General features: G+C 69.6%; 13 protein-coding genes. 11 read left to right on the top strand and 2 right to left on the bottom strand.

Going from position 1 to position 15,805, the window contains the following annotated elements:
• Positions 1-4: 4 nt before the first annotated feature.
• Together LQD00_RS16140 and LQD00_RS16145 are read right to left on the bottom strand one after the other, a co-directional pair.
• Positions 5-1,627 (bottom strand): phytoene desaturase family protein, encoded by a 1,623-nt coding sequence (locus LQD00_RS16140; protein WP_232718172.1) that lies wholly within the window; start codon positions 1,625-1,627, stop codon positions 5-7.
• Positions 1,628-1,676: 49 nt separating this feature from the next.
• A complete protein-coding gene (locus LQD00_RS16145) occupies positions 1,677-2,345 on the bottom strand; it encodes a GNAT family N-acetyltransferase (RefSeq protein WP_232718173.1) in 669 nt (222 codons plus the stop codon).
• Positions 2,346-2,665: 320 nt separating this feature from the next.
• On the opposite strand from LQD00_RS16145, the gene LQD00_RS16150 reads away from it, so the two are divergent.
• The 11 genes from LQD00_RS16150 to ftsW all read left to right on the top strand — a co-directional run bounded on the left by LQD00_RS16150 (position 2,666) and on the right by ftsW (position 15,737).
• Positions 2,666-3,130, top strand: coding sequence for an SAV_6107 family HEPN domain-containing protein (locus tag LQD00_RS16150; protein WP_232718174.1), 465 nt, complete (start codon positions 2,666-2,668; stop codon positions 3,128-3,130).
• Between the two features lie 177 nt (positions 3,131-3,307).
• Positions 3,308-3,709 (top strand): DUF3040 domain-containing protein, encoded by a 402-nt coding sequence (locus tag LQD00_RS16155; RefSeq protein WP_232718175.1) that lies wholly within the window; start codon positions 3,308-3,310, stop codon positions 3,707-3,709.
• A 462-nt stretch (positions 3,710-4,171) separates the two neighbouring features.
• The gene (gene mraZ / locus LQD00_RS16160) at positions 4,172-4,612 is read left to right on the top strand and encodes a division/cell wall cluster transcriptional repressor MraZ (RefSeq protein ID WP_006434990.1); all 441 of its coding nucleotides are present in this window, start codon (positions 4,172-4,174) and stop codon (positions 4,610-4,612) included.
• Positions 4,613-4,855: 243 nt separating this feature from the next.
• Positions 4,856-5,842, top strand: coding sequence for a 16S rRNA (cytosine(1402)-N(4))-methyltransferase RsmH (rsmH, locus tag LQD00_RS16165; RefSeq protein ID WP_232718176.1), 987 nt, complete (start codon positions 4,856-4,858; stop codon positions 5,840-5,842).
• Positions 5,843-5,844: 2 nt separating this feature from the next.
• Positions 5,845-6,720: a hypothetical protein gene (locus tag LQD00_RS16170; RefSeq protein WP_232718177.1), complete on the top strand. Its 876-nt coding sequence runs from the start codon at positions 5,845-5,847 to the stop codon at positions 6,718-6,720.
• Positions 6,721-6,823: 103 nt separating this feature from the next.
• Positions 6,824-8,758: a peptidoglycan D,D-transpeptidase FtsI family protein gene (locus tag LQD00_RS16175; RefSeq protein ID WP_232718178.1), complete on the top strand. Its 1,935-nt coding sequence runs from the start codon at positions 6,824-6,826 to the stop codon at positions 8,756-8,758.
• A gap of 175 nt (positions 8,759-8,933) precedes the next feature.
• A complete protein-coding gene (locus LQD00_RS16180; protein WP_232718179.1) occupies positions 8,934-10,616 on the top strand; it encodes a UDP-N-acetylmuramoyl-L-alanyl-D-glutamate--2,6-diaminopimelate ligase in 1,683 nt (560 codons plus the stop codon).
• Entirely contained in the window at positions 10,613-11,137 is a 525-nt protein-coding gene (locus tag LQD00_RS16185; RefSeq protein WP_232718180.1) for a UDP-N-acetylmuramoyl-tripeptide--D-alanyl-D-alanine ligase, read from the top strand. The genes LQD00_RS16180 and LQD00_RS16185 overlap by 4 nt, the downstream gene beginning before the upstream one ends.
• Positions 11,138-11,231: 94 nt before the next feature.
• The gene (gene mraY / locus LQD00_RS16190) at positions 11,232-12,329 is read left to right on the top strand and encodes a phospho-N-acetylmuramoyl-pentapeptide-transferase (RefSeq protein ID WP_232718181.1); all 1,098 of its coding nucleotides are present in this window, start codon (positions 11,232-11,234) and stop codon (positions 12,327-12,329) included.
• A complete protein-coding gene (gene murD, locus LQD00_RS16195) occupies positions 12,322-13,893 on the top strand; it encodes a UDP-N-acetylmuramoyl-L-alanine--D-glutamate ligase (protein WP_232718182.1) in 1,572 nt (523 codons plus the stop codon). Before mraY ends, murD begins: the two co-directional genes overlap by 8 nt.
• Positions 13,894-13,898: 5 nt before the next feature.
• The gene (gene ftsW / locus LQD00_RS16200; RefSeq protein ID WP_406567043.1) at positions 13,899-15,737 is read left to right on the top strand and encodes a putative lipid II flippase FtsW; all 1,839 of its coding nucleotides are present in this window, start codon (positions 13,899-13,901) and stop codon (positions 15,735-15,737) included.
• Positions 15,738-15,805: the final 68 nt, after the last annotated feature.

A 15,805-nucleotide genomic window follows, 5' to 3' on the forward strand; every position in this document is an offset into this window, starting at 1 on the left:
ACGCTCAGCCGAACAGACGTCTCCCACGTAGGGCAGCGTGGCCCGCGATGTAACCGCTCGCGCCCGTCACCCCGCCGCCCGGATGCGTCGACGCCCCGGCCAGGAACAGCCCCTCGGCGCCGGGGACGCGATGACCGGCCAGATCCGGGGTCGGTCGCCACATGAACATCTGGTCGATCGACATCTCGACATGCATGATGTTGCCGCCGATCAGCCCGAGTTCGGACTCGAGGTCCTCGGGGGTCTGGATGTACCGGTGGGCGATGGACTCCGCGAAACCCGGTGCATGGCGGTCGACCTCGTCGCACACCGCTGCGGCTGCCTGCGCACCCAGCGTCGACCAGTCGCCCCCGGCGGCGGTTGCGAGCCGGTACGGATGCCACTGCGCCCACAGGTTGATGGCGTGTCTGCCCTCCGGGGCGAGGCTGGGGTCGATCGCCGAGAAGCTCATCGCCACGACGGCGGGCCGCGGAGGCAGTGAACCCACCGCCGCGGCGGCGTGCGCGCGGACCAGGTGTGCACGGTCGGTCACCAGCAGACCGAGGGCGGAGTGGACGCCGTGGGCGGGCAGGTCGTCGGGGAGGTCGCGGTAGGCGGGTAGTGCGGTCGTGCCGAGGCGTACCGCCATCCCGATCCCGCTGCCGACGACGATGTCGCGCCGCCAGCGGTCGATGGCCCCGGCGTCGAAACCGCCCGCCGCCAACAGATCCAGGGTCGCCAGGACGTGGCAGGCGTTGATCACCGTGGGCGTACACCGACGCTCGCCGGATTCGGTCTGCACCCGCCAGTGGTCACCGCACCGGGTGATCGAGACGGCCGGGTCCCCGCACACGATCCGGCCGTCGTCGGCGCCGATGCGGTGGACGAGCGCATCGGTCAGCGCACCGCTGCCGCCGATCGCGCGGCCGGGTGGGATGAGATGCATCAGGGCGGCGAACCCGACCATCGGCGCGGTGCCGGGCGCATTCATCGGCGGTCCCGACTGCGCGCCGAACCAGGCGAGCCCGGCCTTGAGCTGTTCGGAGTCGAAGTAGCGGTCGAGGAGCGAGTCGCCGGACGTCATGAGTTCGGCGGTGAGGTTCATCATCGCGCCGCTGCGGCGTCCGATCAGGCCGGTGCGTTCGGTGGTGGCCGTCGACCCGAGACCGCCGAACGCCCGCCCGAACTGTCCCATCGACGCAGGTCGGTAGAAGGCGTCCATGACGGCCCGCGCCCGCGGCGTCCAGGTCTCGACGAACTGCCGGTACGCCGCGGCATCCTTTGCGCCGCATGCCCGTTCGATGGAGGCGCAGGTCGCGTCGAGGTCGGTCCGGAAGACGATCGCCGGCGCCGTGTCGGTCGCCGGCACGAAGGCCCAGGGGTCGCAGTCGACGTAGCGGAGTCCGTGCGAGGCGAGGTCGAGGTCGTCGAGAACAGGGGAGTGCCGGATCATCAGGTGCGCCGAGGAACCGCGATCGATGCGGTACCCGGGGAAACGTTCGACGGTCGACACCGCACCGCCGGGGATCTCGTCGCGCTCGAAGACCTCGACGTCGCGTCCGGCCTTCGCGAGGTAGGCCGCGGCGATGAGGCCGTTGTGGCCGCCGCCGACGACAACCGCGTCGCGCCGCTCCCCGTGCCCGCTCATGCGTGTTCCGTGTCGTGCGCTGTCGTCGTTGTCTGTGCCACGCCCTCCATCATCCAGATTGTGGCGGACCGGGGGGCGGCGGTTGCAGGTTCAGCGGCAGCGGACGGCCGAGGAACGCGAACGGACGGGGGTCGCCGGTGAAGGTGAAATGCCGGAGCACATCCGAGAAACCCATCCGCCGATACAGCGACCAGGCCCGGTTCTGCTCGGCGGGGATCTCCGGCGTCGACAGCAGCACATGGCGTTCGGGTCGCTCGGCGAGCAGCCGCGCCAGCAGCAACTGCCCGATGCCGCGCCCCTGTGCGGTGGGGTGGACGTGGAGCTCGGTCAGCTCGAAGTAGTCCCGGGCGATCATCTCGATGTCCGCGGGGGAGCGTCCCGTCTGCCGCAGCCCGAGCCGGAGTTGCTGGTTCCACCACTGCCCGGTCGCGCCGGTGTAGCCGTAGGCGATGCCGACCAGGACGTCGTCGGGGCACGTACCCACCGGCGGTCCGACCCGGCGCCGGGACGTCGGCATCGACTGTGCCTCGTGCGGGGGCAGGGTGGCGACCGCGCCGACCGCGCGCCAGCCCGGCCGGGCGATGTGTTCACGCCACAGCGACGCCCGGTGCACCTCGGTCCCGCGGGGATACCCCATCGCGGTCACATAGACGTCGAGAGCGGGCTCCAGCCACACGCGGGAGTCCTGACCACCGAGGTTCACCAGACGGATCGTCAACGTCGGATCGCCTCCGGGCTCATCGAGCGGGCCCGCACCGTCCCGGCCATGCGCTCTCCGACCATCTGGTGTGACTGTCCTCTCGGTGTGGCGGGCTCCGCGGAATCGGGTCGCGGGAGTCGGTGTTGAAGAAGGATGCGGGCGCGGCCTCACGCCTTGAAGAGACGCGCACCGCTAGCTATATTGAACGTGTCGAACGGGTGTTCGATGAATGTGCCTCCGCAAGCTGTTCGCGTTCATCCCGACGACATGACGGTCCGGTGGCGGACGAGGGAAGCGTCTGCCACCGGACACCGTCGCCAGCGAGTGAGGAGGATGCCATGCCCGGACGGCCCACATCCCGCCGGTCCGCGCCCGTCGACCCGGTGATGGTCGGACGTGCGCGCGATCTCCTCCAGCGTGCCCACCTCCTCCTCGACAACGCCGACGGTGTCACCGACGACGCCGAACGCTTCCGGCAGTTCTATCTCGTCGCCCTCCGTGCGGCCGGTGCCGCGATCGCGATCGGCGAGCCGGCCGGACCCGCCCGCCGCAAGACGTCGAACGCCTGGACCCGTATCGGTGTGGTCGCTCCCGACCTCGCCCCGCTGGCCGCGCGGTTCGCCACGCTGTCGCCCGTCCGGATGAAAATCGAGTCGGGGATCATCCGAACACTCGACCCCGACAGTGTCGCCGGCATGCGACTCCTCGTCCTCGACTTCCTCCGGCAGGTCGAGACCTTGGTCATCGCTTACGAGCAAGGCAAATTCGGGACAGAGGACCCCCAAATCGGGCGAACTGCGTGAGGCCGGACACACTTTCGGCGTTCCGTTGTCGTTCCGGTATGTGCATCCGGGCCCACAACACCGAGTAATGGTGGTCGCGGCTGATTTCACCTCGTATCATGGGAGAATAAGGCGCAGACGCCTCACCGGTCGCGGTTGACCGTCGTCGGCGTCGCGGATCAGGGAGAAGGAGGGTCGGTGCCACTTTCGGAGCACGAGCAACGCATGCTCGAACAGATCGAGAGCGCTCTGTACGCGGAAGACCCCAAGTTTGCGTCCAGTGTCAAGCGTCGTCGGCTGGGTAAGTCGAGTGGCCGTCGTCGCCTACAGGCGGTGGCGGTCTTCGTCGTCGGCCTCGTGATGCTCGTCGGCGGTCTCATCGTCAAGATCGACATCGGGGGCTTCCCGATCGTCAGCCTCCTCGGCTTCCTGGTGATGTTCGGCGCCGGCCTCTTCGCCCTCTGGGGTGACGACCTCGCCGACTCCGCGACCGCCGCGCCGCGCGCGGGAGGCAAGAAGCAATCCGGGTCTTCCGGCTCCAAGCGCAAGCTGTCGGAGCGGATGGAAGAACGATTCAACCGTCGGTTCGAACAGGAGTAGATCTCCGGTCGGTCTGACGGCCACGACCCTCGAGAGCCGCGCACCCATGTGGGTGCGCGGCTCTTTTGCTGTGCACGACCCGGCTTCTCACGTGCGATTCGGCGCGCTGTCGACCATGTCCCCACCGTCACCCACTCCCGGCCCCCACCTGCCCCCACCGGCGTTCCCCACCTTCCCCCACCCGAGTTCCCCACTTTGCCCCACCTGGGAAGAAGCACTGGTCGCATGGGCATCTGAAGCCTCAGAAAGCCCGTCTGTCACACGATCGATGGACAAGGCGACACGCGTTCACGCACGGGACACGCACGAAGTGTCAGAAGTTTCACCTGCTTGAACTGGGGATTTGCTGGATAGTGGAGGTCGAGTGGGCTTCTGGGGTGGAAAGTGGAGGAAAGTGGGGTACTGTGGCAGCACTGGGTGAGGCGATCCGGAGCGCGGAACCCAGGGGCAGGAGGTGTCGACATGTCTGTGCGATTCGTCGGCACCTACACGCCCAAATTGGACGACAAAGGGCGACTCACGTTGCCCGCCAAGTTCCGCGATGCACTGGCAGGAGGGGTAGTGGTCACCAAAGGCCAAGACCACAGCTTGTCGGTGTATCGGACCGAAGAGTTCGATGCGATCGCGGCGAGGATCGTCGAGGCGTCACGCAACGACCCTGACCTGCGTGCGTTTCAGCGGACCTTCTTCGCCGGTTCGGAAGAACAGCGACCGGACGGCCAGGGCAGGATCAGCCTGTCCTCCGACCATCGCGTCTACGCGGGACTGTCCAAGGAGTGCGTGGTGTTCGGCAGCTTCGATCACCTCGAGATCTGGGATTCGGCCGCATGGGACGAGTACCAGTCGCAGCACGAGGAGAACTTCTCGGCAGCCAACTCGGCCGCGTTGAACGCGGTCTTGTAGCCGAGAGGGGACGAGGCGAAGCGGTACTCGGGCTTCGGGTGGCACGAGGCCCCGATCCGGTCCGACCCTGGCGTACTTCCCCAACGCCAGGTACGGAATCGGATCGGGACCTCGCTCCATCCGGGGCGCGGCCCGACGGTGATGAACCGTCCGCCCGCGACATGAAACTCCTCCGACAAGTCCTTCGCACCGAAACGCCGACTCTGCCGACCGACATGGCCGACACGCCGATGGGGGCCCTCCGTGGATGACACTGGTGACGACACTCGCCGCTCCGGCGAGTTCGGCCACATCCCGGTCATGGGCCGGCGCATCGTCGAATTGCTCACCCCGGCACTGGAATCAGAAGACCGGCGGGTCTTCCTGGATGCGACGCTCGGTGCCGGTGGGCACAGCGAACTCATCCTGAACACATTCCCCAACGTGCACCTCGTCGGTATCGACCGCGATGCCTCCGCCCTGGACATCGCGCGGCGCCGACTCGAACCGCACGCGGACCGGATCTCCCTGCACCAGGACACTTTCCACGAGATCGCCGACGTCCTCGACGACGCCGGTGAGGAAACCATCGACGCCGCCCTGTTCGACCTCGGTGTCTCGTCGATGCAGCTCGACCAGGCCGGCCGGGGTTTCGCCTACTCGGTCGACGCGCCCCTGGACATGCGGATGAACTCCGACGACCCGCTCACCGCGGCGGACGTCCTCAACACCTACGGTCACGGCGAACTGGCCCGTGTGCTCTCCGAGTACGGGGAGGAGCGCTTCGCAGGCAAGATCGCCTCGGCGGTCCTGCGGGAGCGCGAGAAAGAACCGTTCACGACGAGTGCACGTCTCGTCGAACTGCTCTACGCCACCATCCCGGCGGCGACCCGGCGGACCGGTGGCCACCCGGCCAAGCGCACCTTCCAGGCCCTGCGTATCGAGGTCAACCACGAACTCGACGTCCTCCGCGAGGCGTTGCCGACCGCGCTGTCGGCGCTCACCGTCGGCGGCCGTGTCGCGGTGATGAGCTACCAGTCGCTCGAGGACCGGATCGTCAAGCGGGAGTTCGCGGCCCGCACGACCTCGACCTCGCCGCCTGGCCTGCCCGTCGAGTTGCCCGGCACCGCCGCGGAGTTCCGCCTCGTGACCCGCGGCGCCGAGCGTCCCGACGACGAGGAACTGACCATCAATCCGCGATCGGCACCGGTTCGAGTCCGGGCGGTCGAACGAGTCGAGAAGAAGGGCTGATCATGACGATCCTGCACGACGCCCCTCGTCGCTCCGGCTCCGGCCGTTCCGACGACAAGCGTTCCGGCGCTGGACGTTCCGCCACCGAACAGAACAGTCGTCGGTCGCGGCGCGCCCGCATCGAGTCCGAGCGCGCGACCCGTTCGCGGGCGGCCCAACGCGCGCTGGATCGCCGTCACAAGCGAATGGCCACCGGCGCGGTCGCACCGCGTGCGGCCCGCGGCGGGCTGTCGATGTCCGGTGTCTCGCTTCGAGAACGGTTGCAGCACACACCTTTCGTGGTCCCGGTCATCGCATTGCTGGTCCTGGGCCTCGGTCTGAGCCTGTGGCTGTCCACCAAATCGGCCCAGGACTCCTACAAGCTCGGCATCGAGCGGACGGAGAACCAGTCGCTCATCGACCAGCGGGATGCGCTCAAGCGGACCTACGAATCCGGCAACTCTGCTCCGGAACTGTCCCGGGAGGCAACCCGACTCGGCATGATCCCGTCGGACAACCCGGCACGGATGATCGTCGACGACCCGCGCCGGCCCCGCATCGTCGGGAAACCCGCACCGGCGTCGGGGAAGCCGATGGCCGACCTCAACCCCGAACTGAAGCCCGACCCCACCGAGACCATCGACCCGCGCAAGGTGGACGACTCGATCGGACTCGGCGGCGGCGCCGTCGGCGCACCCAACCCACCGGCCCAGCAGACCCCGGGTCAGCAGACCCCGGCCCCGTCGACCCCGGGACAGTCCGGGCCCACGCCGTCGCCGCAACCCGTTCCGGCGCAACCCGATCCGGCCCCCGGGCAGGGGGAGGCCTCGCCGCCGGCCGAGTCGGGGCCCGCGCCCTCGAGCCCGATCCCGGCGCCGAACGTCGTGCCCCGGACGTGAGGTGGCCGCGGGTCGTAAGGGCTGTCACAGTGCGCCCACCGATCTGCAACCCGCCGACGCCAAATCCCTGTCACGACCTTGAAGCGGTGAACAATTGACGACCATGACACGTGCGACCTTCGAGCGACTCGGCCACGCGCCGTCTCGCCCGGGACGTCGCCCGGGCCAGGGATCCCGCGCGACCGCAGGCGGCCCGGGTGGCCGCGGACCGGGAAAGGGCGGTCCCCGAAACAGCGGGGGACTGCACAGTTTCGGATTCCGGACCAAGGTGTTCGGAGTCGTCGTGCTGCTCGTGGTCCTCGCGGTCGCAGGGAAGATGATCGTCGTCCACACCATCCAGGCCGGGTCCATCTCGGCCGAGGCCGCCCAGCAGCGCGAGTACACGCAGGTCCTGACGGCCAAGCGTGGTTCCATCCTCGACCGCAACGGTCGCCCGCTGGCCTACACCGACGAGGCCCGGTCACTGACGTTCCTGCCCAAGGCGGTTCGCAAGTCGATCGATGAGGAGCACCGCAAGAACGACGAACTGCCCGGCGTCGACGAGCGCCTCAAGGAGATCGCCAAGGGCGTCTCGGTGGCACTCGGCGGCTCGATCAGCGAAGAGGACCTCCTCGCGAAGATCACCGGCGACGAGCCCTTCGTCTACCTCGCACGGTCGGTGAGCCCCGACGTCGCCAAGCGCATCACAGAGGAGTTCCCCGAGGTGGGCGCCGACCCGGAGAGCATCCGGCTCTATCCCGGTGGTTCGCTGGCGGCCAACGTCATCGGCGACGTCAACTACGACGGCAACGGTCTCATCGGCCTCGAGGCCTCCCTCGACGCGATCCTGTCCGGCACCGACGGTTCCCGTACCTACGACCGCGGATCGGACGGCGCGATCATCCCGGGCAGCACCCGCAACGTGCACCCGGCCATCAACGGTTCCACCGTCCGCCTGACCCTGGATTCCGACACCCAGTGGTTCGTCCAGAGTCAGGTCATGAAGGCCAAGCAGGCGTCCGGAGCGAAGGGTGCCTCGGCGGTCGTGCTCGATGCCAGGACCGGCGAGGTGCTGGCGATGGCGAACGACGGCACCTTCAACGCCTCGCTCCCGCTGTCGGACCAGCCGAAGGCCGAACTCGGCAACCCGTCGGTCACCTCCCCGTTCGAGCCCGGCTCGGTCAACAAGCTCGTCGCGGCCGCCGCCGCCATCGAGTACGGCCTCACCCGGCCGGACACGGTCCACCAGGTGCCCGGCAGCATCCAGATGTCCGGCGTCACCGTCCGCGACGCCTGGGAGCACGGCGTCGAGCCGTACACGACCACCGGCATCTTCGGTAAGTCGTCGAACGTGGGCACGCTGATGCTCGCCAAGCGCATCGGTGAGGAACGCTTCGCCGACATGCTCAAGCGATTCGGGCTCGGCCAGCGCACCGGCGTCGGCCTCCCGGCCGAGAGCGCCGGCGAGGTCCCCGCACTGAGCCAGTGGTCGGGCGGTTCCTTCGCCAACCTGCCCATCGGGCAGGGTCTGTCGATGACGCTGCTGCAGATGACCGCGATGTACCAGGCGATCGCCAATGACGGCCTGCGCATCCCGCCGCGGATTCTCGCCGGCGAGGAGCGCGACGGCGACACCACGGAGGGGCATGCTCGTCCCGAACCGGTCCGCGTCGTCAGCGAGGAGACCGCCCGGACGGTCCGCGACATGTTCCGCTCGGTGGTGCAGGACGATCCGATGGGCGTGCAGATGGGTACCGGCACCAAGGCGGCCGTCAGCGGCTACCAGGTCTCCGGCAAGACCGGTACCGCCCAGCAGGTCGATCCGTCGTGCGGCTGCTACTCGAACTCGCGCTACAACATCACGTTCGCCGGGATCGCCCCGGCCGACAACCCGCGCTACGTCATCGGGATCATGCTCGACAACCCGCGCCGCAGCTCCGACGGCACCGGGGGACAGTCCGCCGGACCGCTCTTCTCGACCATCGCGTCGTGGATGCTGCAGCGCGCCCAGGTCCCGCTCTCTCCGCCGACCCCGAGGCTGACCCTCACCGCGAAGTGACCCCCACCCCGTTGGTCGGCGCACCGCGTCCCGGACGCCGATCCCGGGGTCGGTATCGTGAGTGCAATTCTGCGCCGAACACGAATGGGCCCGCGGTGATCGGACCGCGAACACCCCGACCACCAGCACCCCGACCACCAGCACACCGACCGAGAACAACCGAGGAGGCGAACACATGACGTCTCGTGGTTCCTCGCACAAGGGATCGGCCGGCAGACGCAAGGGCAACAAGAAGGTCCCCGGTCGTCCGCGCGAGGTCGCGCCCACGGCCGTGACGGTCCTGTCGACGGCCACCGGCGCCCGGCTCGACCTCGTCGGCGGCGCCGACCGCGACACCAGCGTGCAGGGCGTGACCCTGCGCGCCCAGGACGTCCAGCCCGGCGATCTGTTCGCGGCCCTCCCCGGTGCGGCCACCCACGGCGCGCGGTTCGCCGACCAGGCGGTCGCCGCCGGGGCGACCGCGATCCTGACCGATCCGGCCGGCCGCGCCGAACTGAGCCGCGTCCTGCCGCCCGAGACCGCCGTCGCGGTCCTCATCCACCCCAGCCCGCGGACCGTGCTGGGCAGCGTCAGCGCCCGTGTCTACGGAAACCCGTCGCAGCGACTGAAACTGATCGGGATCACCGGCACGTCGGGCAAGACCACCACGTCGTATCTCGTCGAGGCGGCCCTGCTCGCCGCCGGGCACTCGGTGGGACTCATCGGAACCGTCGAGACCCGCGTCAACGGCGTCGCGCAGCCCAGCTCGCTGACGACTCCGGAGGCCCCGACCCTGCAGGCGTTGCTGGCGTCGATGCTCGAGGACGGTGTCGACGTCGTCGTCATGGAGGTGTCCAGCCACGCGCTGTCCCTGGGCCGCGTCGACGGCGCGCACTTCGCGATCGGGGCCTTCACCAACCTCTCGCAGGATCATCTGGACTTCCATCACACGATGCGCGCCTACTTCGACGCCAAGGCGCAGTTGTTCGTGCCGTCGTCACCGAACCACGCGGTACGCGCCGTGGTGTGCGTCGACGACGAGTGGGGCCAGCGGATGGCCGATCTCGCCCGTCGCCCCGGCGAGGCGGCGCACCTGCAGCCGGTGACGGTGTCGACCGGTCCGACGCCCGCTCACTGGCATGCGGGCCCGTCGGACCTCGCCGGCGACGGCACCTCCCACACCCCGATCACCGAACCCGACGGCGACCACGTCCTGGTCATGCCGCTCCCGGGCCGCTACAACGTGGCCAACGGACTGCTGGCCGTCGCGGTGGCCCACGCGGCGGGTGTGCCGATCTCCACCGCGCTCGACGCGGTCGCGTCGGTGAGCGTGCCGGGACGTCTGCAGCGGGTCGATCGCGGTCAGCCGTTCCTCGCTCTGGTCGACTACGCGCACAAACCCGGAGCCGTCGAGGCCGTCCTGGCGACCCTGCGGGGTCAGCTCGGGGAGGGACCCGGCCGCGTGGCCATCGTGGTCGGTGCCGGCGGCGACCGTGACGCGGGCAAGCGGCCGCTGATGGGTGAGGCCGCGGCGCGCGGTGCCGAACTCGTCATCGTCACCGACGACAACCCGAGGTCGGAGGAACCGGCCGCCATCCGGTCCGAGGTTCTCGCCGGCGCCCGGGGCGTCGACGCCGCCGACCGCCCGGCCGGTGCCGAACCGGTACGCGAGGTCGGGGATCGTGCAGCGGCGATCGCCGAGGCCATCGCCTGGGCGCGGCCCGGCGACATCGTGCTGGTCGCGGGCAAGGGGCATGAGGCAGGGCAGGAGATCAACGGCGTGAAGCATCCGTTCGACGACCGCGAGGTCGTCGCACAAGCGCTGGACGAATTGCCGAACGCGACCACCGACCCGGTGGGCGCGGAGGGTGATCGATGACCGGACCGTTCGTCACGGTGATCCGCGGGGATGCGCCGGTGACGGTCGACGACGCACGTCTGCTCATCCGCCGACTCGCCGAGCACGCCGGCGCGTTGCGCGGCAGCACCGTGGCGGATCGACCGCGAACCTGGGCGATCATCGGCGAGGTCGCCAGCTCCGACGGGACCGCCGAGAACCAGCGCGTCGTCGAGCACGATCTCCTCGGACGTCTGGCCGTCCGGCTGGCCGTCGACAAGACTCTCTGCGTGGGCGACTCCCGATCGGTTCACGCCCTGCATCAGGGCGCCGTCATGGAGGGGTCGTGGGGCGACGAGGCGCGCATCGTCGACACGGTCGAGGCCGCCGCGGCACTCGTCGACACCGACCCGGACTGGCGGCCCGCCGCCGGTGATGTCATCCTCCTCGCGGCGGCGAGCGCCGACCTCGACTCGGTGGTCACGGCGTGGGGTGCGAGCTGCGGATGGCAGATCCGCGAGGATACTGACTCCGGTCCCGGCGACGAGGGGACCGCATCATGAGGGCACGCGATGAGGCGCGCCTGCCGAGAACACTGAACAGAGTCGGAGAGAAGAGCGTGGCGGGGAACGGACGAGCGAACACGAGGGCAGCACGGTGACCCAGATCCTCCTCGCGGGTGCGATCGCGATCGCGGTGTCGATCCTGCTGACCCCCGTGCTCATCAAGGTGTTCTCCAAGCAGGGCTTCGGCCAGGAGATCCGGGTCGAGGGCCCCCAGAGCCACCAGACCAAGCGTGGCACTCCGTCGATGGGCGGCGTCGCGATCCTCGCCGCACTGTGGGCGGGCTACTTCGGTTCGCACCTCGTCGGCCTGTTCACCGACGCCGGCAACGGACCGACCGCGTCGGGCCTGCTCGTGCTGGGCCTCGCGACCGCGCTCGGCATCGTCGGCTTCCTCGACGACATCATCAAGATCCGCAAGCACCGCAACCTGGGACTGAACAAGACCGCGAAGTCGATCGGTCAGTTCATCGCCGCGATCCTGTTCGGCATCCTCGTGCTGCAGTTCCGCAACGACTACGGCCTCAGCCCGGCCAGCACCCACCTCAGCTATGTGCGCGACATCGACGCCATCGGCCTCGGCGCGGTGGTCTTCGTGGTGTTCTGCTGGCTCGTGGTCGCCGCGTGGTCCAACGCGGTGAACTTCACCGACGGACTCGACGGTCTGGCCGCCGGTTCGATGGCGATGGTCCTCGGTTCCTACGTCCTGGTGACCTTCTTCCAGTTCGTCAACGCCTGCGCCGGCGGTGCCAAGCCGCCCAGCGACATCCCGACCGGGTGCTACCAGGTTCGCGACCCCCTCGACCTCGCGATCATCGCGGTGGCCGGCGGCGGTGCCTGCCTCGGCTTCCTGTGGTGGAACGCCGCACCGGCGAAGATCTTCATGGGTGACACCGGCTCGCTGGCGCTCGGCGGCATGCTGGCCGGCCTGTCCATCACGACCCGGACCGAACTCCTCGCGGTCGTCATCGGTGCGCTGTTCGTCGCCGAGATCATGTCGGTGGTCATCCAGATCGCATTCTTCCGGACCACCGGCCGCCGTGTGTTCCGAATGGCGCCGTTCCATCACCACTTCGAACTGGGCGGGTGGGCCGAGACGACGGTGATCATCAGGTTCTGGCTGCTCACAGCCATAGCCTGTGCGCTCGGCCTGTCGCTCTTCTACGGCGAGTTCCTGGCCACCAATGGCTGATCCGCGCGACGAGAACTCCGCGTCTCCCGGCGACCCACTGGGGTTGACCGGCAAGACCGTGGTGATCGGCGGCGCGGGAACCGCCGGCATGTCGGCGGCCCGGTACCTGGTCACCAGGGATGTCCGCATCCTGCTCGCCGACGATCGGTTCGCCGCACGTGACGCCGACGCCGCCGACCGGGATGCGGCGGTCGCCGCCGTCCCCGGGGTCGCGGACCTGATCGGGCAGGGCGTCGAGGCCGTCGCGATCTCCGATCTGCTGGCCGACCCCTCGTGGACCGCCGACACCGCGGTCGTGATCGTCTCGCCCGGATTCGCACCCACCCACGGCCTCGTCGTGCAGGCCGCGGCGGACGGTGTGCCGGTGTGGGGCGAGGTCGAGTTGGCCTGGCGGGTCGACGCCGCGGGTCTGCTCGGGGAGCCGCGCACCTGGCTGGTGGTCACCGGCACCAACGGCAAGACCACCACCACCTCGATGCTCGCCGACATCGTCGAGCGCTCCGGGCGTGGCGGCGCGGCGTGCGGCAACATCGGCCTGCCGGTTCTCGATGCGATGCGCGCGACGCCCCGCGTCGACGTGCTGTGTGCCGAGCTGTCGTCGTTCCAGCTGCACTGGGCACCGTCGGTCGCCCCGGCTGCCGGGGTGGTGCTCAACGTCGCCGACGATCATCTCGACTGGCACGGCACCTTCGACGCCTATGCATTGGCCAAGGCCGGTGCGCTGCGCGGCGACATCGCGGTCGTCGGTCTCGACGACGCAGTTGCATCAGGTCTGCCGGGCGCTGGACGCCGGGTCGGCTTCACGCTCAACCCGCCGCAGGACGGCCAGCTCGGCGTCGAGGACGGGCAACTCGTCGACCGTGCCTTCGGTGCGGGTCGTCTACTGCCGGCCGGCGCCGTGCATCCGGCCGGTCCGTCGGGCGTCGCCGACGCCCTCGCCGCCGCCGCACTCGCCCTCTCGATCGGTGTCGAGCGCAACGCCGTCGAGGCCGCGCTCACCGATTTCCGGCCTGCCGCCCACCGCGGCGAGGTCGTGGCGACGCGCGGCGGCATCCGCTTCGTCGACGATTCCAAGGCCACCAACCCGCATGCCGCCCAGGCTGCGGTCGCCGCATATGACCGCGTGGTGCTGATCGCGGGCGGCCTGCTCAAGGGCGCGTCGATGGACGCCATGCTCTCCGCCGTCGGCGATCGGCTCGCCGGGGTGGTCGCCATCGGCCGGGATCGTGAGCTGGTCGTCGAAGCGATCGCGCGACACGCCCCAGAAGTCCCAACAGTCACAGTATTCACAGGGGACGATGGCACGGTGAACGTGCATCGCCAGGGTCAGACCGCACCCGTCCTCTCGTCGACCGAAACCTCGGGATCAGACGCCGCCGTTGCCGTGATGGACCGGGCGGTCGCCGAGGCATGGGAGCTCGCCGCGGCGAGCGACCCGAAGCCCGACGCGGTGCTCCTCGCACCCGCCGCGGCATCGCTGGACATGTTCGCCGGCTACAGCCGGCGCGGTGACGCGTTCGCGCGCGCCGCACAGGACATCGCCGGCACCCCCACCTCGCGGTGAGTGGCGTGCGCACCGACAAGACCGCGGTCGACGCCGCGGACGACGAGAGCACCTTCGACGACGGGGACACGTTCGACGACGGAACGGACGAGACCACGGACGAGAGCCGGACCGCCACCGTGCGGCGGAAGGCGTCGAAGCCGGTGGCCGAGGTCTCCGCGGCGGCCTCGACCGCGGCGTCGGTGACGGCCTCGTTGCCGGCCATGCTCGTCGAAGGCGTGCGCAACCTCCTGGCGCGGCCGCTGGCCTCCTACCAGCTGGTCCTCACGATGGCGTTCATGCTGACAGCCTTCGGCCTGGTGATGGTGCTGTCGGCGTCGTCGGTCGAGGGGTACTCGCAAGAAGGATCGGCCTACGGACTGTTCACGACGCAGGTCATCTTCGCCGGACTCGGCCTCGTCGTCTTCTACCTGATGCTGCGGGTCCCCGTCCGTCTGCTGCGGCGCTTCGCCGCGCCGTCGATGGCCATCGCCATCCTGCTGCTCGGGCTGGTGCTGATCCCCGGCATCGGCACGCTCAGCCAGGGCGCCCGACGCTGGTTCGTCATCTCCGGTGTGTCGGTGCAGCCCTCGGAGCTGGTCAAGGTGGCGCTGTGCATCTGGGGTGCGCACCTGCTCGCCTCCCGGCGCCGGGACAACGCCTCGATCAAAGAGCTCCTGATCCCGCTGGTCCCGGTCGCGATGCTGGTCTGCGTGCTGATCATCCTCGAGCCGAACCTCTCGACGACGATCACCATCGCGATCATTGTCGGCGCGATGCTCTGGTTCGCCGGGCTGCCGATCAAGGTCTTCTCGGCCTTCGCCGTCTCCGGTGTGGTCCTCGCGGTGATCCTCGCGCTCGTCGAGGGTTACCGCTCGCAGCGTGTGATGAGCTTCCTCGGCGGTATCGACGACCCGCAAGGTGCCGGCTACCAGGCCCGCCAGGCGACCTACGCGCTGGCCAACGGCGGCGTCTTCGGTGTGGGCCTCGGGCAGTCGAGCGCCAAGTGGAACTACCTGCCCAACGCGCACAACGACTTCATCTTCGCCATCATCGGCGAGGAACTCGGCCTCCTCGGTGGCCTGCTGGTGGTGTTCCTGTTCGTGCTGCTGGGTTACATCGGCTTCCGCATCGCACACCGCTCGACCGATCCGTTCCTGCGCCTGATGACCGCGACCATCACCGTGCTGATCCTCGCGCAGGCGTTCATCAACATCGGCTACGTCATCGGCCTGCTGCCGGTCACCGGTATCCAGCTGCCACTCATCTCGGCGGGCGGTACGTCGACGCTGACCGTGCTCGCGATGCTCGGCCTCCTGGCCAACGCGGCGCGACACGAACCCGAGGCCGTCGCGACCCTCACCGCCGGATCGCAGGGCCGTCTGGCCCGGATCCTGCGGCTCCCGACGCCCGTGGCCTACCGGCAGACGCGGGCCGAGACCCTGCGAGATCGGCTCGACCAGCGTCGCTCGGCGAGCGGACGGCCCGCGGGCCGCACCGCGGGACGGGGTGCACCGGGACGGGTCGGGACATCCGGGCGGGCGGGAGCGTCGACCCGTCGCGGACGACCGGCCGAACCGGCTCCGGGCCAGGGCCGGTTCACCATGCCGTGGAAGCGGACGAAGACTGCCGAACCGGCACCCGCACGGGGTGCATCCGCACGACGTCCGGCAACGGCCGGTCGCACCCGACCTGCGCCGTCGGCACGAGCGGGCGTCGACTACCGTGGCGGGTATCCCGGCGCCGGCAGTGCACGTCGCTCGGCGTCACCGGGATGGCGGGCGGGCGCGCATCAGCCGCGGACGCCGAGGTCCGCCGACCCCGGGCGCGATCGGCCGACACACGGCCGCGCGGGACGCCGCTGACGGCTCCCGCGACAGGCGATGCCGCTGCGTGGGACAGACGTGCACAGTGGCTGGAGATGGAGTGACAG

The sequence above is a fragment of the Gordonia metallireducens genome, assembly GCF_021245825.1.
Lineage (GTDB): Bacteria > Actinomycetota > Actinomycetes > Mycobacteriales > Mycobacteriaceae > Gordonia > Gordonia namibiensis.